This is a genomic window from Vibrio paucivorans (genome assembly GCF_054053395.1).
This window is the reverse complement of the sequence record NZ_CM133231.1, coordinates 1,087,261-1,108,397: the sequence shown is the minus strand read 5'-3', so window position 1 is coordinate 1,108,397 and position 21,137 is coordinate 1,087,261. Positions and strand designations below refer to the sequence as shown.

Genomic DNA, 21,137 nt, shown 5'->3' with positions numbered 1-21,137 from the left:
GTTTTGCTTAATATACTCCCCATCGCAGCGAGGCAGACCAACTGAAGAGTCGCTGCTCCAAACAATACTTATTAGTGTGGCGGTTAGCCAAGATGAGGAAACATAAGATGAAAAAACTAATTGTAATTACAGGTGCAAGTTCTGGTATTGGTGAAGCGATTGCTCGTCGTCTAAGTGATGAAGGTCATCCACTTCTTTTGTTGGCTCGTCGTGTTGAGCGTTTGGAAGCGCTAAACTTGCCAAACACTCTATGTGAAAAAGTCGATGTTACCGATAAAGCTAGCTTTGAAGCTGCTATCGCGAAAGCAGAAGAAACTTATGGCCCTGCTGATGCTCTTGTAAACAATGCTGGCGTGATGCTTCTTGGTCAAATTGATACTCAAGATGCTTCAGAGTGGAAGAGCATGTTTGATGTAAACGTACTTGGCTTACTGAATGGTATGCAATCAGTACTTGCACCAATGAAAGCGCGTAACAGCGGTACTATTATTAACATCAGCTCAATTGCAGGTAAGAAAACGTTCCCTGATCACGCGGCTTATTGTGGTACTAAGTTTGCTGTTCACGCGATTTCTGAGAACGTACGTGAAGAAGTGGCCGCTTCTAATGTTCGTGTGACAACCATTGCACCTGGCGCGGTAGAAACTGAATTGCTGTCTCATACGACTTCTCAAGACATCAAAGATGGTTACGATTCTTGGAAAGAGGACATGGGTGGCGTTCTAGCAGCGGATGATATTGCTCGAGCAGTGGTATACGCTTACCAACAGCCGCAAAACGTTTGTATTCGTGAAATTGCACTAGCACCAACGAAGCAACAACCGTAATTTGAAGAACTGACTTTCTAGCCCAGCGTACCGCTGGGCTTTTTTATGCCTATCGCTTGTCATCGGATTCTTACAAACGCCGACATTTCTATACAAGCCCACGACATTAATTCTTAATAAAACAGCGTACATTTGTTTCATCTTAGATTATTCAGAGACAAACCCATGCTGAAATATATCCCTATCGCTTTTACTTCATTGGCACTGACTGCATGTGCTTACAATCAACAGCCCGTAGTTGATATGACCAATGTAGACCCAGTGCAATACGAGCAAGACTTCAACTACTGCCAAGGTTATGCCGAGAACGTTGATAAAGGTGAAGCCGCAAAAGTGGGAGCCGAAAACAGTGCCATTGGTGGTGCTGCAATGGGGGCAGTGCTAGGCGCGATTGACAGTGGTATCGGCGGCGCAGTGGTTGGTGCAGCCGCAGGTGGTGCGGTCGGCGCTGGAGCAGGAGCGCTTGGCGGCTCAGAAGAGGCGACCAAAACTCAGGCGCTCGTGCTAAGGCAGTGTTTATCGCATAAGGGTTACACCGTTTACGACCTAGAGTCTTAGATCAAATTATTAATTCATAGAGAGGTGACGCGATTAGGTGTGGCCTCTCTGCGTGTTGCTTTTCTCCCCTCGCTTGTTTGTATACCCATGAATAAATTCAATAAACTGCTTAAGACGGAATTGTCTTACGTGACATTCACCGTGCTTGTCGCCATTTATTTTGCATTAGTCATAAACCTGCCTATCTATAAAGAGTTGGCTTCGATCACCCAGCACCTTGATAACGTTAAGTTAGGCTTTTTAATTTCCGTCCCACTGTTTTTTGCTGCCGCACTCAACTTTCTGTTTAACCTTTTCAGTTGGCCATGGATAACCAAGCCATTTTTTGTGGCGTTGTTGGTGATTTCAAGTGCAGTGAGCTATGCCGGCTACAACTATGGCACCATGTTCGACTATGGGATGGTTCAGAACATCTTTGAAACCGACAGTGGTGAAGCTCAGGCGTATATCAGCCAATACTCCATTATCTGGGTGGCTGTCATGGGGATTATCCCAGCAATTTTGGTAGCCAAATCTAAATTAGTTTGGCGTTCTGACTTCACTAAGGTGGTGGTAACTAAAGTCCTTTCAATGGCCGCTTCCCTTGCTGTTATTGCGTTTATTGCTGCATTTTACTATCAAGATTATGCCTCGATTGGTCGCAATAATAGTTACCTGAAGAAGATGATTATTCCTACCCAGTTTGTCTATAGCACCACTGGTTACATTAAAGATACTTACTTGTCATCGCCAATGGAGTTCAAAACGTTAGGCGCTAAAGCGCACCAATCGGATAGGGCGGTTGCTCAAGCCAACAGTAAACCTAATTTGGTTGTGTTTGTGATGGGCGAGACGGCTCGGGCACAAAACTATCAGGTGAACGGCTATCCAAGACCAACCAACCAGTATACCCAACCGCTTAATATGATTACTTTTCATGACGTCCGATCATGTGGGACGGCAACGGCTGTCTCGGTACCATGTTTGTTTACCAACTTAACTCACGACTCTTTCGATTCTGAACAAGCTACGCACCAAGATAATTGGCTGGATATCTTGCAGCACGCGGGTGTCGATGTGCTTTGGAAAGAAAACGATGGTGGCGATAAGTCGATGGCGACACGGATCAAGAAGATTGAGGTCGACCGTAGCAAAAGCAACGAGTTCTGTGATGGCAGCAGCTGTTACGACATGGCGCTGTTAGAAGACTTTGAACGTCATGTGGATTCGATGGATGGTAACCGATTGGTTGTGATGCATTTGAACGGCAGCCATGGCCCGACCTATTACAAACGCTACCCAGAATCTATGGCACAGTTTCAACCTGCGTGTGACCGAGCGGATATAGAAAACTGTACGCAGCAAGAAATCATTAACAGTTACGACAACACGATTTTGTACACAGACTACGTGGTGAGCCAAACGATCAAGCGACTACAAGCGCTGCAGGATAAATACAATACTGCACTGGTGTACGTATCTGATCATGGTGAATCACTTGGAGAGCATGGTGTGTATCTGCATGGGTTACCTTATTCGTTTGCGCCTGATTACCAAACTCATGTGCCATTGATGATGTGGTTTTCAGATGGTTTCCAACAAGCTAAACAGATCAATCTATCGTGCTTGGAAAGCCATACGACAAAACGTGACACTTACTCACACGACAACCTGTTTCACTCAATGCTCGGCCTAATGGACGTTGAAACCGACGAGTACGATGCAAATTACGATTTGTTTAAAACGTGCAGAGATTGAGCTTCCACTTGGCACTGAGTAACAGACGGCATTTACTCAGTGCCTCTTTGATAAACAGAAAGGTGCGCGTTTGTGCAATTTAATGAATAGAAACTTGCTGCGTTTTGAGAGATGTTTTATACCTAAATAATAGATCCAACAATATTGGTTAGGTAGAACAATGGAAGCGCAAGCATCAGAAGAAAATAACGCTCCCCAGGAGCCAATTCAGTTAGCTCAGGAAGAAGAACAACCGCAAAAAGCCTCGCCACCCAAAGATATGGGTAGCATCGCTTATGGCGAAGATGCTTTCTCAACCGTTAACCCACTCAGTGATGTGGCATTTAATATTGAAACGCCTACAGGTAAGTCTTTGAAGTGCCGTACTAAGTTTATTGGTATTCACTCCCAACACCTGTTACTACTGGAAAAACCGGATGTGTCTCCACAAGACTTCGCAGTGTTTTTTCAACGTGGGTATCCAATAAAAGCGTGTGCGATTTCGCAGAAAGGGGAAGGTGCTCGCATCTACTTTAAGAGTAAAATTGAGTATGTCGTCCAAGCGGGGCCACACAGTATTTTCTTGATTTCTATGCCTACGGCGACCCAAATGGCACATGGCCTGAGAAATGAAGCAAGGCTGGATATTTCTTTAGAAGGCATTTTGTTCCCTGAAGACAAAAAGCACTTATGTCAAATTCGCGATATATCTGCGGGTGGCTGTCAGTTAGTGACTGACAGAACCCTATCGGATTACAAGGTGGGAAATGTGGTTGAGTTCCAGATCCATGACCGTGATGATCCCGATAACAGCCCAACTTTGACGGGTGTCATCAAAAACAAGAAACGCTCTCAGCAGTATTGTAAGTATGGCGTGCAGTTCGATGAGGAAGGGCAGGAGACTGCTAACTCACTACTTGAACGTTTGTCGTTCGATCAAGCGAAACACCAGTTCTTACTGTGATTGTTATTGGTATTAATCATTAAAAAAGAGCCCGCATCATTGAATGCGGGCTCTTTTCTTGTTTAAGGCGACTCAAAAATATGGGTTATTGGAGCATACTGATAAAGTAAGGGATGATCAGCGCGTTTGCCAAATCTATAAAGAACGCACACACCAGAGGCACAATGATGAAGGCTTGGTGAGAGTTACCATATTTTTGGGCAACCGCTGACATATTTGCCATTGCCGTTGGTGTCGAGCCCAGAGAAATACCACCAAAGCCAGAACATACCACAGCCGCATCGTAGTTTTTGCCCATGAGTGGGAAAACCACGAAAATAGCCATTGAGATTGCTACGATAAATTGAGTACCGAGAATTGCAAAGATTGGCCCTGCCAAATCGACTAAAGCCCATAGCTGCATGCTCATTAGTGACATGGCTAAAAATGCACCGAGAGCGATATCTGCGATGAGAGCAATAGCCGGTTTGCGTGCTGGCCAGAAGCGCCCAGTGAAGCGGCGATAGTGCTTAGTTCGTAAATTGGAAATCAAGATACCTGCAAATAGGCAGCTCACAAACAGCGGTAGTTCTAGTCCCCATCCGGCGATGACTTCGTTAAGTACCGCGCCCAAGATAATACACAGGTGAATGGCAAGAACGGCATCGAGGAAATCAAAAGCATTGATTGAAGGTTGCGGCTGATCTTGGCTCGTACCTACGTCCATGCGTTCAAACTTTTCAGGGCTCAAGTTGTGGCGGTTAATCAAGAATTTGGCAATTGGACCACCCATTAAACTCGCCAGAATCAAGCCAAATGTCGCGCTGGCAATACCGATTTCCATCGCTGTATCTAAATCAAACGCTTCGCCAATTCGCGGTGACCAAGCAATTGCAGTGCCGTGACCACCAATAAGGGAAACTGTGCCACTGAGCAGGCCGACAATTTCAGGTTGGCCTAGAGCTTTGGCGACCCCAATACCGGTTAGGTTTTGAATGAACATGTAGCCAATTGTCGCGGTGAGAAGAATGATGAGTGGTCGGCCACCTTTGAACAGATCGGACAAACTGGCGTTGATACCGATTGTGGTAAAGAAATACACCAATAGCATGTCGCGAGCAGCTAAGTTGAATTGCACTTCTATACTGGTCAAGTAGTGCAGCGCAGCAAACAAGATAGAGACTAGAATGCCTCCCGATACGGGCTCTGGGATACTGAATTCTTTTAACCAATACGTTTTTTGCGTCAAGCGGCGTCCGATAAATAGCACAATAATGCCAAGTGTAACGGCAAGAAATGAGTCGATGTTCAGTACGTTATCGATAAACTCCATGAACCCTCCATGTTCAATAAAAAGAATCATTTACCATACGGAGATTTGTACGATATGGCTAGAGCAATAGATAAGAATACGGAGTGATTTCAAATAGAAAAGTTGTCAGAAGGTTACTTTTTGTTTCGCCCTTATTAGGGCTACAAAGATGAAAAAAGCCGCTAATAAGCGGCTCTTTCTCGTTAATCATTGTGATTAATTGGAAAACAGTTTTCCATCGACCAGCACGGCTTGCGATTGATGGTCGTGGCTGAGAATTGTGGCGGCAGCTCGAAAGCCGGTTCTCAGGTAGCCAAGGTTATCCTGCTTGAGCGCTTGGGCGGGATACGTCGAAGCCATGCGGTAGGCTTCTGCTTCATCAATACCCCATTCTATGGCTTGGGCGACGGATTGGTCCATGCCGATGTGTGCACCCGCAAGGCTACCGTTGGCATTCACTAATTTGTTGTCAACGACACGAATTGTTTCGCCATTTAACTCAAACTGATTGGTCTTGCTGCCCACGGTTGCCATGGCATCGGTTACGATCAGGAGCTTGTCTTTCGGCTTGCTTCGTTTAGCCAGTAATACGTTCTGTTTCGCGACATGGATATCGTCGGTGATGATGGAGCACCATGCGTGATCCGTCATCAGTGCCGTACCAACGACTCCCGGTTCACGGCTCTCTAATGGAGACATTGCATTAAATAGGTGAGTGAATCCGCCTATGTGTTGCAACGTTTCATCTGGGAGTTGTTTGCTGGTGGCATTGCTGTGCCCACAGGACAAAATGATGCCTTTGTTAGCCAACCATTCTATTGAGCCCTGATTAACCTTCTCCGGAGCAAGGGTGATGAGAGTTGCACCGTGGCTAAGCCATGGGAACTGTTCAAGTTCATCGATGCTAGGGTCGTAAAACAGGTCTGCGTTGTGAGCGCCTTTCTTATCTGGGTTAAGCCACGGGCCTTCCAAGTGAACACCTAATACACCAGCAATGCGGTCGTTAAGTGCAGCATCGGTAGCGTTAAGAGCCGCGGTAATTTTCGCTGGCGTATCACTGATCAGAGTCGGTAACAAATAGGCAGTACCGTGTTGTCTGTGTGCTTGACAGATGACATCGATAGCTTCTACGTCAGTCTGTGAGTTGAACATGATGTCCCCACCACCATTGACTTGTAAATCAATGAACCCAGGAACAATTGTGCTATCTGGGTAATCAGTGACGGTGACATCGGCGGAAAGTTGATCGGTTTTCTCAATACCGATCAAAGTATCGCCTTGCCATACAAGCGCCGATTGGTAATGAAAAACTTCGCCATCGAAAATGCGATGAGCGGAGATAGCGTGTAAAGTCATGACGATAAAATCCTTAATCTATAGCCTAAAACTGAAAGGCTGCGCCTAGTAAACATGCATCGTAATCACCTATTGCAGCGAATACTGGCACTTGAAACGGCGCTGGAGCATTAGCCACTTCGTTACGAACTAGGTCGATATAATTTCCCGCAAGGCCAATACCGCCGCCTAATACGATGGCATCGAGGTCACAGCTGGCTTTTAAGTTAGTGCACAAAGTCGCAACGGCTTTGGCGCTGCGCTCAATGATAGCATGCGCGTTTGAATCGGTTTTAGCGAGTTCGAACAGTTCGATGTTGCTGATGTCTTCACGAATCGACTCTCGAGCAAACTTATTGATGGCGGTGCCTGAGGCAACGGCTTCGACACAGCCTTTCAAACCGCAACCACACTCTGGGCCATTTAGGTCGATGACAGTATGGCCGATATGGCCAGCCAAATTGCTTGCGCCAGTATGGAGCTTACCATCAATGACCAAGCCACCACCCACACCGGTAGAAACAGTTACATAGGCCATATTCTTATACTGACCATCTAACTGCAGGTACTCAAACCATGCTGCCGCTTGCGCGTCGTTTAACATAGCAACCGGTTTGTCCGTTAAGCGCTCTAATTCTTGGTGAAGGGGAAAAGGCGCAGGGAATGCAAGGGTGCCAGGATTGATCGCGCTGATCCCCTGTTCTGTTACAAGCCCGGTGGTCGAAATACCAATTTTGTCGACACCGGCCAGCCACTCTTGGCAATGGGCCAAAATCGCATGCGCAAATTGCTCTGCAGACTGAGCTTTTGGAGTCGGAAGCTGGCAACGTTCGATAATATTGCCATTGCTGACAACGCCAAGTGCGATCTTAGTACCGCCAATGTCAATCGCTAAGGTGTGCATGTTTTCATTCCTGCTGTTTGAGTTGCTGTATTAAACCATTGAGTCACGACTTCCAACCGAGTTATGGCTGAACCAACCGTCACGGCGACTGCACCATTTTCAATGGCTTGCGCGGCTAGCTCTGGGGTGTTGTAACGCCCTTCAGCCATTGTAAAGAAGCCGGCTTGGGAAAACTGTTTGACCAGTTGCAAATCTGGCTCGATCGGCTCAACGTCGCCAACATAACCAGACAAGGTGGAACCGATGATTTCTACGCCTTGTGAGTTCGCCCATTCACCATCTTCAAAGCATGAACAATCTGCCATAGCGAAACATCCAGAGTTTAGGATTGCTTGGGCAATGTGCTCGCGTGATTCAGGACGCACACGCTCTGTCGCATCGAAAGCGATAATTGTGGCACCCGCTCCAGCTAGGTCATCAACATCGGCAGCAAATGGTGTGATCCGAACTGGGCTGTCGTCTAAATCCCGCTTAACGATCGCAATAATTGGGATCGACACTGCGGTAGCCACAGCGGCTACATTTTCTTTGCCTTCGATTCTAAGCGCCTTGGCACCCGCCTGTTCTGCGGCTATCGCCATGGCCACAATAAAGTCAGTTTTTTCTAACGGGCTGTCGGTCACTGGCTGAATGGAAACCACAGTTTGGCCATACAGTGATTGTCTTAACTCGTCGATATTTAGTTTGTTAGCTTTCACGATTGGCCTCGTAGCGTTTGATTTACTCGTGGCTGCAAATTGCGCTTATCAACACGTTTCTCGTGTGAATCAGCCGTTAAATTAATCAGGCTGGTGAATTTTTGCCCACGATCACATTTCGTAAAAAGTTGGTTTGAAAATAATCTCCACCACCATAATAACTCACAACGAAGATTTTTTTCAAACAAAATAAAAGTTTTTTTTGAAAACAGTGAAACAAAGTATAAATACGACAAAGGAATGATTATGAAAGTCATCAACAACATTACCCTCGCGATGCTGGCACTGGGATGTGCTTCCTCAGTTCATGCTGCAACAACTCTTAAAATGGGCATGCAAGCTTCGGTCGGTTCAGTGGAATACACCTCTGCTAAGTTGCTTGCGGATACTTTAGAAGAGATGAGCGATGGTGAACTGAAGTTGACGTTATACCCAAGCGCACAACTCGGTGATGATCGTGCCATGCTGCAGCAGCTGAGCATGGGTGATTTGGATATTACTTATGCTGAGTTTGGTCGAATGGGGCTGTGGATCCCTCGCGCCGAAGCGGTGACCCTACCTTATGTAGCACGCGATTATGAGCACCTTCGCCGCATGTTTGATTCAGACTTTGGTAAAGGTATTCGTGAGGAAATGCTGACCAAGTTTAACTGGCGTGCTCTGGATACTTGGTACAACGGTACCCGAGAAACCACCTCGAACCGCCCACTGAATTCGATTGAAGACTTCAAAGGTTTGAAGTTGCGCGTACCTAACGCAAAGCCAAACCTTAACTACGCAAAATTGTCGGGCGCTTCACCGACACCAATGGCGTTCTCTGAAGTGTATTTAGCCCTGCAAACCAACGCAGTTGATGGTCAAGAAAACCCATTGCCAACCATTAAAACGATGAAGTTTTATGAAGTACAAGGCAACTTGGCGATGACCAATCACATCGTGAATGACCAGATGGTGATCATTTCAGAGACGACTTGGCAGTCACTGTCGGAAGCAGACAAAGAAATCATGAACCAAGCGATTGCAAAAGTGGGTGAGCAACACACGGCAAGCGTGAAAAAACAAGAAGCTGAGTTGATCTCTTTCTTCAAAGAAAACGGTGTGAATGTCACTTACCCCGATTTAGCGCCGTTCCGTGATGCGATGCAACCTCTATACGCTGAGTTTGAAGCGAAAGTTGGCCAACCTGTGGTGAAGAAATTAGCTGCAATGTAGTGGCAACAGATGTTTGTGTTGAAGTAATACCAATCGTAGTACATAACTGCTCACCCTAGCTTGTTAAAACACTCGATAACATCGTTAGAAATTTTGATTGTAGAATAACTACTTATCGAAAATCTCTGCCTTGTTATCAAGGCTTTTTCCTGCGCTATTTGTGAACACTTACTCACTGTGATTCGTATAAGAATCTTGGCTGGCCAGTGAAGGCCAGCCTTGGAGCATTAAATGTTACGTAAAATCTTAAGCAATCTTGAAGAGATCATCACGGTGCCATTGATGGCGACGCTGCTCGCCGTACTAACTTGGCAGATAGTGACCCGATGGTTACTCGATTCCCCCTCTTTATGGAGTGAAGAGCTCGCTCGTGTGCTGTTCATGTACATGTCATTGATTGGTTGTGCCATGGCGATAAAGCGCAATGAGCACGTCAATATCACTTTTTTTTCCGACAAGCTGCCTGAAAAGCTACGCCTGCTATTAGTGCTGACTTTGGAATTTGCTGTGTTGGTATCTATTTTCGCAATTATCTATTTAGGCTATCAGCATGTTCAGCGCACTGCTTTTTTTGAGCTCATCACTCTTGGTATTTCTAGTAAATGGATGAACTACAGTCTGCCACTCGGAGGTGCCTTTATGGTTGTTCGTCAGTTGCAAAAAATGGTGGGGATTATGGGTAAATTTCGCCACTGTGCGCACTCGGATCACACTCAATCTGGCGAAGTGATGGAAAGGTAGGGAATCGACATGTTTGGAACAATTTTTGGCTGGCTGGGACTATTATTTGCGGGTATGCCCGTTGGCTTCTCTCTTATCTTTGTCGCTTTAGTCTTTTTGGTGATGACCAACAGTACCGGGATAAACTTCGCCGCTCAGCAGATGTTGGGCGGCATCAATAACTTTACCTTGTTGTCTGTCCCGTTTTTTGTGCTGACCGGTCACTTGATGAATAGTGCTGGAATCACGGAGCGTATCTTTAACTTTGCTAAGTCGATGGTGGGGCACGTAACGGGTAGCCTAGGTCATGTGAACATCATGGCAAGCTTACTGTTTTCGGGTATGTCGGGTTCCGCATTGGCTGATGCTGGTGGCTTAGGGCAGCTAGAAATCAAATCGATGCGTGACGCTAAATACGACGATGATTTTGCCGGTGGCTTGACTGCGGCCTCCTGTATTATTGGCCCACTGGTTCCACCTTCTGTGCCGTTGGTGATTTATGGCGTTGTGTCGAACACGTCAATTGGTGCGTTATTTCTTGCGGGAGCAATCCCTGGGCTGATGTGCTGTATCGCGTTGATGGTGATGAGTTACTTCATCTGTAAAAAGCGTGGTTACATGACCTTGCCTAGAGCAACGCGCAGAGACCAGGCTACATCATTTAAAGAGGCATTTTTGTCGCTACTGACGCCAGTGATCATCATTGGTGGTATCTTCTCCGGTAAATTTACACCGACTGAAGCGGCGGTTGTGTCTTCGTTGTACGCATTATTTTTGGGTACGGTAGTGTATAAGCAGCTGACGTTGTCTGGCTTTGTTCATGTACTTAAAGAAACCGTGAACACAACTGCTGTTGTTGCGCTGATGGTAATGGGAGTCACGGTATTTGGCTGGATCGTAGCACGTGAGCAGCTGCCACAAATGCTGGCGGATTACTTCTTAACCATCAGTGAAAACCCATTGGTTCTACTGCTTCTAATTAACCTGCTGCTGCTGTTTCTAGGAACGTTTATAGAGTCTCTTGCACTGCTATTGCTGCTTGTTCCGTTCTTGGTGCCTGTTGCAGGAGCGGTAGGAATCGACCCAGTTCACTTTGGGGTAATGGCGATTCTTAATCTGATGATTGGTATTTTAACGCCGCCAATGGGTATGGCGTTGTATGTGGTGTCAAAAGTCGGGAATATTCCGTTTCACACGTTAACACGTGGCGTACTTCCCTTGCTGGTGCCGCTGTTTATCGTGCTTATTTTGGTCGCGGTATTCCCACAGTTCACCTTAGCACTACCTCAAATGATGTTAGGTTATGGGCAATAGCTCAGAAGCCAACATCAAGTTATCGTGGGGAGCATCATGCTCCCCTTGTTTACTCTTAGCGACGGTGCAGGTGTTTACAATTAATATCAATGGTATGGTGTCAATATTCGCGGCGCTTTGGTATTTTTGCCTAAGCCAAACAAACCTAATGAGGCCCTTGTGAATTCGCCGAAAAATCTCTTGGTTCGACTACGTTCAAATATTGAGCCGCTCAGTAAAAAGCTCAGGTTAGTTGCTGACTATATTCTCGAAAATGCACACGATGTTCAGTTTCAAACCATCACAGATTTAGCTCGTAACACGCAAACCAGTGAAGCGACTGTGGTCCGTTTGTGCCGCGACATGGGTTACAAAGGCTACTCCGATTTTCGTATGGCTTTGGCGGTGGATCTGAGCCAAACGGCCAGTCAAACTCAGAGCAAAATCGAGGGTGATATTTGCGATGTGTCGGCGCAGAGTGCCGTCGATAGCTTGCAAGACACGGCTAAACTAATCGACCGAAAATCGCTGAAGCGCATTTGCGAGTTGGTACATAACGCCACTTTTATTGGCTGTGTTGGAGTGGGAGCATCTAGCATTGTAGGGCGCTATTTAGCGTATCGTTTAGTCCGTATCGGCAAAAAGGCGATTATGTATGAAGATACGCACTTGGCAGCGATGAGTGCGGGCCAAAGCTGCGAGGGCGATATGTGGTTCTCTGTGTCTAGCTCGGGGTCAACTAAAGAAGTGATTCATGCCGCTAACTTGGCTTATAAGCGAGGTACGCCTGTTGTATCGCTAACCAATATTAGCCACAGCCCGTTGTCGGCTGTATCCAATGAATTGTTGGTGGCGGCTCGGCCTGAGGGGCCACTGACGGGCGGTGCATTTGCATCCAAAGTTGGGGCACTACTGCTGGTTGACGCGATGGTGAATACCTTGCTGGAAACCTACCCTCAATACGGTGAATCGGTAATGGAAACAGCAGAAGTGGTGTTACCGCTGATGAAATAGCGCAGCTGATGTTTCGTTTTAGAATAAGGGGAAGTGAGTAATCACTTCCCCTTATTTATTAGGATTGAAAGGTGTTGAGCACAACTTGATTGCGTCCAAGGCCCTTGGCTTGATAAAGCGCTTTATCTGCTCGACCAATGGTTGAGTGTTGGCTTTCGGTAGCGCTGGTTATGCCAATACTAACGGTAAATTGAACCGCTTGGTCTTCATGAGTTAGCTGCGAATGCTCCAGTTGGTGTCTGAGCATGTCACACAAGTCATAGGCATGGTTTTCATCGTTAGCACGAAACAAGATACAGAACTCTTCACCACCGTAGCGAGCGAGGCTGATGGCTGTTGGTTTTTTGAAACACTTCTGCATCAGTTTGGCGGTATGCGTAATGACACTGTCACCAAATTTATGTCCGAACTGATCATTGATCTTCTTAAAATGGTCGATATCCAATAATGCGAAGTAGGTGTGCTCTAGATTGATGTACTCATCGATGGCTTCTCGAATCACCAGTTTGTTGTCTAGGTTGGTCATCACGTCTTTGCTTCGCATTTGTTTGCGAAGCTGCAGGTTACACAGAGCGACTTCCGCCTGACTTCGAATCATACGCATGACGGTTTTTGAGGTCGGGAGTACGCTGCTGAGATACACCACCGCCATTAAGCGATCTTGATCGAACAGCGGTATGGTGTAGTGCCGCGAAGTGATATGAAGTTTTTTGGCCAGTGAGTCACGGCTACTTGGACTTCGGTAATTGAAATCACCTTTTGTGTAGTGCTTAATCAGCTCTCTATCTTCATGAACAATAGAGCTGTTGCCGTGGTAATCCAAAGTCGTGAAGTGGCCTTCTACATCATTGTATAAGCAGAATTGAACACCAGAGTGGTAACAGAACCGGTCGAAGATCGAGCGCAGGTGCTGTTTAAAGTCGGTTTCGTTTTTTTGATGGCCCAGTATCGAAAGCGAGCTATTGAGCTGTATGAGTAGGTAATTAACGATGACGGCAAACAGCAGCAAAGAGGCAATGATCACTGCGCTTAAACTGTATTGGTTTGATGAACTCAAAATATCGGCGCGATCAGTGGTTGAGATGAACACCCAGTTGAGCTGGTTGTCGGCATTGAATGCTGAAACACGGTATTGATTCTTGTAGTAGTACTCATGCTTGCCAAACAAAGTCCCCTGATTAACTAGCTCACTAATACCAGAACGGTAACTTACAGATTTCGCGCCGATGATTGAAGGGTCGGGGTGGAATATTAAGCGGCCACTGCTGTTGTCGACTACGAATACATAACCCTGCCTGAGAGACTTTAAACCGCGTAGCATCTGCGTGGTGTGCAGTAGATCGAATTCAATCCAAATTTCATGCTGCTCTTTAGGCTGATAGCGAACGGCAAATACCCACTGGTTTGACTGCTTTTGATAAATCGAAGAGACGGAAAACAGTGGTGATAGGTTGCGGATTGGCCGCCATGAAATAGGTTCGGCAGACAAGACAGCGGTGTTCAACCCATTTACTGAGTGCACACGGTTGTCTTTGGTATCCACCAGTAAGATATCGGCATAGGCTGGAATGCCTTTAAGGATATTGGTCGCTAACGTATCGAAAGATGTCGTCTGCCTTGCATCTTGCAGTAGATAGAGTTTGCTGGCCGCTGCTTCAATTTGAGAAGTAATCAATTGTGAAGCAGTATTTAGGTTTGCTTGGGATTGTGTATAGGCGTCTTTCTCAGACTGTTTGAATTGCTGATACGCTAAATACAGCACTCCAAAAATGAGTACGACGATGTACGGCCGAGTAAACCGTAACAAAATTTTGGGTAAAGCCATGTTGACGTAAAACTATATTTTATTGTGTACGGAATACTAAATGGATTGCAGAAGGTGAGCAATCGCTAATATGCTTGTCCATCCAGATATAGTTTTCATGTTTTGTATAAATATCAATAATGTATTGACGGTTTGTTTCGGCTTGGTGAACCCTGTTGTTATTGTGCTGAATTTTAAGTCCAACTCAGTAGGCTTTTATTCCGAATTCTCTGAGCTTACTTGGTAGAACATCATCCAAATGCTCTATTTCTTCAGGCTGAATCTCGATCAGTGCAAAGCCATGTTGTTCATAGACCGAGCGTGTTTGCTCTACATGCGATTGAGAAAGATGCCCATTGTCGGTTCCCCAATACTGCAAATAGACTTTCCCGCTCGGTAAGTAAAAGTCACTTAATACATCTTGCTCTATAGGTAAGTGACGATCATAGGCGTGAACAATCCCATTCATATAGAGCCAATTATCGATAATAAGCTCGCCTTTAGACCGCACATAGTGGCCATCTAATGTGCGGTGCTTAGCTTCAAATTTTTGTCTGAAGCTGGAAATAGAACGGTCACTGGCGTGCGCTTCAGCATCTTGGCCTAAAAACTCAATAACCGATTGGCGTAGACGCTTATTGCGCGCGATGGAGTCATGCCAGACAACAAACTGATTTTCGCTGCTGCTATCTATTTTGGGTTGAGCGCCGACTCGAAGGCCTGATTCGGTCGCTTGCCAACCCTTGGAGTGTTTGCTGATCCAGCCTAATTCACTGAGTAATTGGTTTACTTTCTTAGCCGGAAGTTTGAGCCTTTCGCCCAGTTGGGTGGCTGAAAGGGTTTGCCCAGCAGAAGCCGCAGTATCAATCAGCAGGTTTTCTGGCCACACGATGAATCGACCAAATTTGCTGTGCTCGATGTATTCACCACCGAACTTCTCACCGATTTCAGTCAGAATCCATTTGTCTTCAAAGCGGTTGATGTAGCCTGCTAGCTTAAGTTCTTGGAAAAGCTGTTTTGCTTCGATGTCTCGCTTTATTGCCAGAGCTGATGTTGATAATTTTTCGTCTGCCATCACGGTGCCTTTGTGGGTATAAGACTTTGTTCTATTCTAAGGATTACCGCCTAGAATACAAAAAGCCCTACCGAAGTGGGTAGGGCTTTTAATGAATGACTTAGTGATCAAGGTAGAGATAGTTTTGCCAACTCTTCATTCTGATCAATATCTTTCGCATGATAGACACGTGGGTAAAGCTATCCGAATAGACCGCAACTTCAACTGCCGTACCCAGAGGTAGGTGGTAGTCGGTTAAGTCGTCGGTGATCCTGAGCGTGGCGAGTACACGGCCGTTAGTACGCAGAGCATCGGTACCGAGCAGTGCGCCGCGAGCTTGGAATTGGCTTTCGCCAATCGCAGGAAGTACTTCAACCACTTCACCTTTAAATACTCGGCCTGGTAAAGCGCGGAAAAGGAACTCAGCCTCAAAACCAGGTTGTAGACGCTGTAATGAGTTTTGTCTGAATGCTGCGGTATAGAGCTTCTCTTCAGTATGAACAAATGTCATTGCTGGAGCTAATGGAAGAGGTACTGCCATAACGCCCGGACGCAGAGCGAGCTGAGTCGTGTAGCCATCGGTTGGTGCCGTAACGACAGTTTGCTCAAGGTTAAACTCGGCTTTGCGTAGCTCGGCCAATAGGCGTGCCACCGTGGTATTCTCGCCACCGATCTCTGAGTCGAGTGCAATCGCTGCCTGTTCAACGCGTGCTTCTGCAACTTCAACCGCTGCTTCTGCCGCTTTGTATGCTTGGCGTCGGGTATCGAGTTGTTGCTCGGTAAATGCACCTTTGTCGTAACCGCGTTGGTAACGGGAAAACTCACGCTGGGCTTTGTCACGTTCGGCTATCGCTTTAACTTCGCCGGCTTTCGCTTCGGCTAAGTCAGATTCAAGTCCAAGTGCACCTTGGCTCGCTTCTTTGACTTGTGCGCGAATCTTTGCGACTTCGGCTTCAAACGGAACAGGGTCGATTTTAAATAGGACATCACCTTGCTTAAGCGGTTTATTTGGTTCAACAGGCACTTCAATAACACGTCCACGTACTCCAGAAACCACAGGAGTGGTCGAGAATACTTGGTTACCAATTTGGGTAAATGGGTGGTTATAGTTCATCAACAGAACCAGAGTACCAACGATAACAACACCACCTAATACCGCTGTAGGGACGGTCCATTTGTTCAACGGAATATTGAACACTTTGAAAATAGTGATACACAGCGCGGTGTAAGTCAGAATCAATAGTAAATCCATTATTGTTCCTCCTCTTTGCGTGCTGCCACCGGCTCTGAAGCGGGTTGTTGTGACTTCAATTGGCTGACTTCTTGTTTAAGAGCTTCAACTTGATCGATGAGTTGATCGACTCGGTGATGAATATCGTGTTGTTCTTGCTCGATTTTTTGAAAGCCCCAACCACGTTCTTTGCGCCACAACGTGGCCCAAATCCAGAGGAATGGCCAAATCGCATGAAGGGTAAATAGGCTTACCCAGCCTGCGTAATGGATGGCATCTTGGTGTGGATGCTCGCGTTCTTTCGCGATCTCGTAAGGGATGTCGTGAATGACGATAATGCCGTAAAAAATAACCAAGGCGACAAAAATCAGAAGTCCCAAGGCCAAATAATCAAGAAACATAGCTACTTCCTTGTTTATGACATGCTAAGTTATGCAATTAGATAGGGTGTTTTGTAAAAGATATGTAAGAACCCATTAAAAGTATAGAGAAAAAACAATTAATTAGGCTTGAGTTAGCAACTTTGAAAATATAATTACTCAAATGCCTAAAAAGCACGCAGTGGAATAAGGTGAAGTTATGTTTTACGGAGAGGTAGCCGGTTTGGGGGCTGCTGTTGTTTGGGCGCTGGCAACGTGGATTTATAGTCAGTTTAGCCATCAGTTTTCTGCGTTACAGCTCAATATTGTCAAGGGTGTTGTGGCTTCGTTCATGATGCTGATGATTATGCCTTTACTGCCTATGCCGGAATTGGAATTGTCAGCCAACCACTTTGCGATATTGGCAATTTCTGGAGTGATTGGCATTGCGATTGGTGACAGCGCTTACTTTGCAGCATTGAAGCGAATAGGGCCAAATAAGACCCTCTTGCTAGAGTCACTCGCGCCGCCACTGTCTGGCGTGTTGGCAATTATGCTACTGGGTAGTGTTCTGGGTGTTCAGGCATGGCTAGGGGTGATAGTGACTACGATTGCCGTGACTTTTGTTGTGTTTCAGCCTTCAGCCGATAGCCAAACGACGTCTCGAGCAGGGATTGGCTACGGTTTATTAGCTAGTGTCTGCCAAGCAAGTGGGGTCGTAATTTCACATTATGCCTTGGTGGCCGGAGATTTACCTCCTCTGCTAGGCGCTTTGATTCGTTTAGCGGTTGGCGTTGGCGCAGTCGCTTTGGTGATTGGTTGGTTAGAGCCGAAACCATTTAAACAAATGTGGCAGAATCTTAGTGAAATGAAATCTAAGTCGAAGTTATGGCTATTACTGGCGATCTTTGTCGGGACTTTCCTTGCGCTGTGGCTACAGCAAGTGGCGCTAAAGTACGCCAACCCTGCTGTTGCTCAAACGCTCATTGCGACAAGTCCAATTTTTATTTTGATCATTTATGCCGTGAGGCGTGAGCCAATAGGGCGAAAGAGTGTCATCGGGACACTCTTTGCGGTTGGTGGAATATCGCTGTTTTTTCTTTAAAGCTATTCAGTGCAGACTTGATTACGGCCGTTTGCTTTAGCGCGGTATAACGCTTTGTCGGCGCGGTAGAAAGTGCGTTGGGTGTTCTCACCTTCTCGATGGAGGGTGATGCCTAGGCTGACTGTTAAGCCGCGCTCACCTAGGATATCGTGCCAGCCAAATTGGAATATACGTTCGCGATAGTTCTCGGCATGCATCTGCGCTTGCTCTAAGGTACTTTTCTCTAAAATAACCAAAAACTCTTCTCCGCCAAATCGAACACACGAAGCGCCTCTAAAGCGGAAGTAAGTGGCGAGCTCGTTGGAAACATTCACAATGGCTTTGTCACCCACTAAATGGCTTAGTTCATCGTTGATTGATTTAAAGTGGTCGATATCAATGACCATCAAAGCAAACGGTGTTTCATGTAGCAGCAGATCTTTAAGTTTGACGTCTAACCAGCGCCTATTGTGTAAGTTGGTAAGCGGGTCGGTGAACACGTCCTGCTGCAATTGCGCTACGGTGTTTTTCTGGCTTTCGGTCGTTTCTTTAAGCTCACGATTTTCGATTTCAGATAGGATCAGCTTCAGTTGTAGCTCGAAGCGAGACAAACGCCTTAACTGGCTGGCTCCTAGTTCGCTGATCGGAATGTTTTTCATTAAGTCTGATTCAATTCGATAAGCTTTTTTCTGATTCTTCAGCGCATCTTGAAAGTTGCCACAGTGCTCGTCGATGGCACTGGTTGAATCGTAGAGGTGTTTGGCGAGAATCGGCGCTGAATGGTCTTTGATGCGTTTGGCTGCGCTATGCAGAACTAGACTCGCTACATCGGCTCGCCCCACACTGCTTAAACAGTGTGCTAGCTCAAGCCGGACCATATTAGACAACCAGCTAGAATGAACATTACCAGCGGCATATTGGACGTTAGCTACGGTTTGCAGCGCTTCTTGATACTTTTTCTGTAAACGGAATAATTTGGCTTGATAGAGGTGGATTTGCCCAGTCAGAATTTTATCGCTGACCAATATACTGAGCTCCTCACACTCACGAATGAGATCGTTCGCAGCAGCGATTCGGCCCAGTTCGATGAAACACGACAGCATGTACAGTTTATAGCGTAATCTAAGGGAACGGCTCGAGATAGCATGATCGAGGCTATCTATCTTTTGATAATAACGTAGTGCTCGATTGTGGTCGCCATAGGCATCACACAAGTTCCCCATTCCAAGTACCGAAAGTACATAGTCGTCAATGAAGCCGTGTTCGACCGCAATACTGGATGAAGAAATGTATTCGGCCAAAGCAGAGCTGTAGTCGCCCGTATCAACCAAGCGCTCGCTTAAGCTGTTGCGTACCGAAAGAATGACTTCAGCGTCTTGCGGCAAGCTAAGCTGTTCGAGTGCCAACCTTAGCTCATCAATGCTGGCTTGGACTTGAAGAAGTTCACTGCGGTACTCAGCACTGATGATAAAGCATTGCGCGCGTTCTAGACCTGTAGTCGCGATATGTAGGCGGACATGATTCCAAAAAATGATAGCCTCTTCACCGGCGACAGAGGAAGGATCAAGCCCTGAGTCAGTGATTTTATTGAGTAGCTGTTCCATTTGAATCGTCCTTTACTTGGCTTTGTTCGAGCTGCTCTAGAGTGAATGGAAAAGTGAGAATATCTTGCAGCATCACTTTAGGCAGTTGGGCATTGAGCCCTTTTCGTTGCCAAGGGTATATTTCAATCATTTTGGCAATGACTTTGAAGACTTCTAACGCTGCATCATCTTTATCGGCAAGCAGAAGACAAATGCGCTCAGAACTTATTCTGGAAAGAAGGTCTTGTTGGCTACACAGTGAATGGACGATCTCGGTACAGACATCTAAGTACGCTGGCTTATCGTGTTGGATCATAATCACGGAGTAGTTGGAGCGCTTGAGTTCTGTTTTAAAGAGAACCAACTGCTCCCACCAATAGGTTTCTGACACCATATTGGTCAGGTGCTTTTCAGGATCGAACTCGTGTTGCCCCCGAATTCGATTAATCAGTTTACGGGCACGTTGTTCGAGTTGACGCTTGGAGGTTCTTGCTTTGTCCAAACCCACGCGTGTGGTTTGTTCACGCAGCATATCGATGGAGTGCTTGCGGTATTTTTTGAATGAGCTGAGTGCTTTCTCGAAATCACCGCCTTCTTCTGCAACGCGGGATTGTTGAAAACAGATTTGCGATAGCAGCTCGCCGTTATCAAACTTCACTGCTGACGCTTCGGCTTCAACCAGCAATTCGGCAGCGGCTTCAGGGTTCTTTCTCAATAATTCGAGACGCGCGCGGCTGATATACGAATGAGCTTTCATCCAAACCAAGTCATGCTTTACCGCAAGGTCGTGGGCTTTCTTCGTCGCGATTTCTGCGTCTTCAGCGCGCTCTAAGCCGAGTAATGCTAGGCCTCGAAAATCCCACACTTCGGCGTGCCAAGTTTTATCACTGTGGTCACGCAGCACTTCTTCTGCGCCGTCAAGAATGGTGAGCATTTCAACATAATTGTTGAGTAAGTAGAGATCCCAAGCGAGTAGGATACGTGCTTTACCTTCAAGCCAATCAATACGCATATTATTGGCGACTTGTACGGCGAGCTCATGGGTTGAACTGGCCAGCTTATATTCGTTGGTGATACGCCAGACGTTACCTAAACCGATTAAGGATTCAATTTGAATTTCTACTTCATCGACCAATGCTGATTGTTCGAGCGCATTAATCCAAAATTGCTGAGCCGTGTAGTATTTCGCTTGCCCCCAATATTGCAGCGCATGAATATGAAGAATCTCAGGTAGGTAAGTGTCGGTGTCGAGGGCATTTTGCCGTGTGAAGGCGTCTTTTATGTACTTCAAGCCTTTACGGTAGTCCATCAGGCACCAAGCACAGCGCGACATAATGATGAGGCTTTGAATCGCACCTTCTGGGAAGAATATCTGTGTGGCGCGAATTTCACATTGTTCCGCGATCAGTAACACTTTCTCAGGCTCAGCTTCAATGCGAGCTTTGAGTTGTTCAATCTCAACTTCAAGAAGGTGTTGATTTTTGTCCAAT

General features: G+C 46.3%; 19 protein-coding genes. 9 read left to right on the top strand and 10 right to left on the bottom strand.

Features of this window, described 5'->3' with window-relative positions; all coding sequences use genetic code 11:
* Positions 1–107 precede the first annotated feature (107 nt).
* The 4 genes from ACXABW_RS20380 (at position 108) to ACXABW_RS20365 (ending at position 4,065) form a co-directional block, all read left to right on the top strand.
* Positions 108–827, top strand: coding sequence for an SDR family oxidoreductase (locus ACXABW_RS20380; RefSeq protein WP_457525289.1), 720 nt, complete (start codon positions 108–110; stop codon positions 825–827).
* A gap of 165 nt (positions 828–992) precedes the next feature.
* Positions 993–1,385 carry a glycine zipper family protein gene (locus ACXABW_RS20375; RefSeq protein WP_252032256.1) on the top strand — a complete coding sequence of 131 codons (393 nt, stop codon included), beginning with the start codon at positions 993–995 and terminating at the stop codon, positions 1,383–1,385.
* A gap of 87 nt (positions 1,386–1,472) precedes the next feature.
* Entirely contained in the window at positions 1,473–3,122 is a 1,650-nt protein-coding gene (locus ACXABW_RS20370) for a phosphoethanolamine transferase (protein WP_457525288.1), read from the top strand.
* Positions 3,123–3,282: 160 nt separating this feature from the next.
* A complete protein-coding gene (locus tag ACXABW_RS20365; protein WP_457525287.1) occupies positions 3,283–4,065 on the top strand; it encodes a PilZ domain-containing protein in 783 nt (260 codons plus the stop codon).
* A gap of 85 nt (positions 4,066–4,150) precedes the next feature.
* Here ACXABW_RS20365 and gltS read toward each other — a convergent pair whose 3' ends face one another.
* The 4 genes from gltS to ACXABW_RS20345 form a co-directional block, all read right to left on the bottom strand.
* Positions 4,151–5,377 (bottom strand): sodium/glutamate symporter, encoded by a 1,227-nt coding sequence (gltS, locus tag ACXABW_RS20360; RefSeq protein WP_457525285.1) that lies wholly within the window; start codon positions 5,375–5,377, stop codon positions 4,151–4,153.
* Between the two features lie 195 nt (positions 5,378–5,572).
* Positions 5,573–6,712 carry an N-acetylglucosamine-6-phosphate deacetylase gene (gene nagA, locus ACXABW_RS20355; protein WP_457525283.1) on the bottom strand — a complete coding sequence of 380 codons (1,140 nt, stop codon included), beginning with the start codon at positions 6,710–6,712 and terminating at the stop codon, positions 5,573–5,575.
* 25 nt (positions 6,713–6,737) lie between these two features.
* Positions 6,738–7,595 (bottom strand): N-acetylmannosamine kinase, encoded by an 858-nt coding sequence (locus tag ACXABW_RS20350; RefSeq protein WP_457525282.1) that lies wholly within the window; start codon positions 7,593–7,595, stop codon positions 6,738–6,740.
* Positions 7,583–8,293, bottom strand: a complete 711-nt coding sequence (locus ACXABW_RS20345) for a putative N-acetylmannosamine-6-phosphate 2-epimerase (protein ID WP_457525280.1) — start codon at positions 8,291–8,293, stop codon at positions 7,583–7,585. The genes ACXABW_RS20350 and ACXABW_RS20345 overlap by 13 nt, the downstream gene beginning before the upstream one ends.
* 246 nt (positions 8,294–8,539) lie before the next feature.
* Here ACXABW_RS20345 and ACXABW_RS20340 point away from each other — a divergent pair, with 246 nt between their 5' ends.
* From ACXABW_RS20340 to ACXABW_RS20325, 4 genes are all read left to right on the top strand, one after another.
* The gene (locus ACXABW_RS20340; RefSeq protein ID WP_457525278.1) at positions 8,540–9,505 is read left to right on the top strand and encodes a sialic acid TRAP transporter substrate-binding protein SiaP; all 966 of its coding nucleotides are present in this window, start codon (positions 8,540–8,542) and stop codon (positions 9,503–9,505) included.
* Between the two features lie 231 nt (positions 9,506–9,736).
* Positions 9,737–10,246 (top strand): TRAP transporter small permease, encoded by a 510-nt coding sequence (locus ACXABW_RS20335; protein WP_457525276.1) that lies wholly within the window; start codon positions 9,737–9,739, stop codon positions 10,244–10,246.
* A 9-nt stretch (positions 10,247–10,255) separates the two neighbouring features.
* Positions 10,256–11,539, top strand: coding sequence for a TRAP transporter large permease (locus tag ACXABW_RS20330; RefSeq protein WP_457525274.1), 1,284 nt, complete (start codon positions 10,256–10,258; stop codon positions 11,537–11,539).
* A gap of 159 nt (positions 11,540–11,698) precedes the next feature.
* Positions 11,699–12,532, top strand: coding sequence for a MurR/RpiR family transcriptional regulator (locus ACXABW_RS20325; protein WP_252032227.1), 834 nt, complete (start codon positions 11,699–11,701; stop codon positions 12,530–12,532).
* Positions 12,533–12,590: 58 nt separating this feature from the next.
* Here ACXABW_RS20325 and ACXABW_RS20320 read toward each other — a convergent pair whose 3' ends face one another.
* From ACXABW_RS20320 to ACXABW_RS20305, 4 genes are all read right to left on the bottom strand, one after another.
* Positions 12,591–14,357, bottom strand: a complete 1,767-nt coding sequence (locus tag ACXABW_RS20320) for a sensor domain-containing diguanylate cyclase (RefSeq protein WP_457525272.1) — start codon at positions 14,355–14,357, stop codon at positions 12,591–12,593.
* Between the two features lie 184 nt (positions 14,358–14,541).
* On the bottom strand, positions 14,542–15,411 hold the full coding sequence (locus tag ACXABW_RS20315) for a glycerol kinase (protein ID WP_457525270.1): 870 nt from the start codon (positions 15,409–15,411) through the stop codon (positions 14,542–14,544).
* A 100-nt stretch (positions 15,412–15,511) separates the two neighbouring features.
* Positions 15,512–16,642: an HlyD family secretion protein gene (locus tag ACXABW_RS20310; RefSeq protein ID WP_252032218.1), complete on the bottom strand. Its 1,131-nt coding sequence runs from the start codon at positions 16,640–16,642 to the stop codon at positions 15,512–15,514.
* Positions 16,642–17,022 carry a DUF3302 domain-containing protein gene (locus tag ACXABW_RS20305; protein WP_252032215.1) on the bottom strand — a complete coding sequence of 127 codons (381 nt, stop codon included), beginning with the start codon at positions 17,020–17,022 and terminating at the stop codon, positions 16,642–16,644. The genes ACXABW_RS20310 and ACXABW_RS20305 overlap by 1 nt, the downstream gene beginning before the upstream one ends.
* A 178-nt stretch (positions 17,023–17,200) precedes the next feature.
* On the opposite strand from ACXABW_RS20305, the gene ACXABW_RS20300 reads away from it, so the two are divergent.
* On the top strand, positions 17,201–18,085 hold the full coding sequence (locus tag ACXABW_RS20300; RefSeq protein WP_457525268.1) for a DMT family transporter: 885 nt from the start codon (positions 17,201–17,203) through the stop codon (positions 18,083–18,085).
* A 2-nt stretch (positions 18,086–18,087) separates the two neighbouring features.
* On the opposite strand, the gene ACXABW_RS20295 is transcribed toward ACXABW_RS20300, so the two are convergent.
* Positions 18,088–19,668: a GGDEF domain-containing protein gene (locus ACXABW_RS20295; RefSeq protein WP_252032209.1), complete on the bottom strand. Its 1,581-nt coding sequence runs from the start codon at positions 19,666–19,668 to the stop codon at positions 18,088–18,090.
* The gene (locus ACXABW_RS20290) at positions 19,649–21,136 is read right to left on the bottom strand and encodes a tetratricopeptide repeat protein (RefSeq protein WP_252032206.1); all 1,488 of its coding nucleotides are present in this window, start codon (positions 21,134–21,136) and stop codon (positions 19,649–19,651) included. Before ACXABW_RS20290 ends, ACXABW_RS20295 begins: the two co-directional genes overlap by 20 nt.
* Position 21,137: the final 1 nt, after the last annotated feature.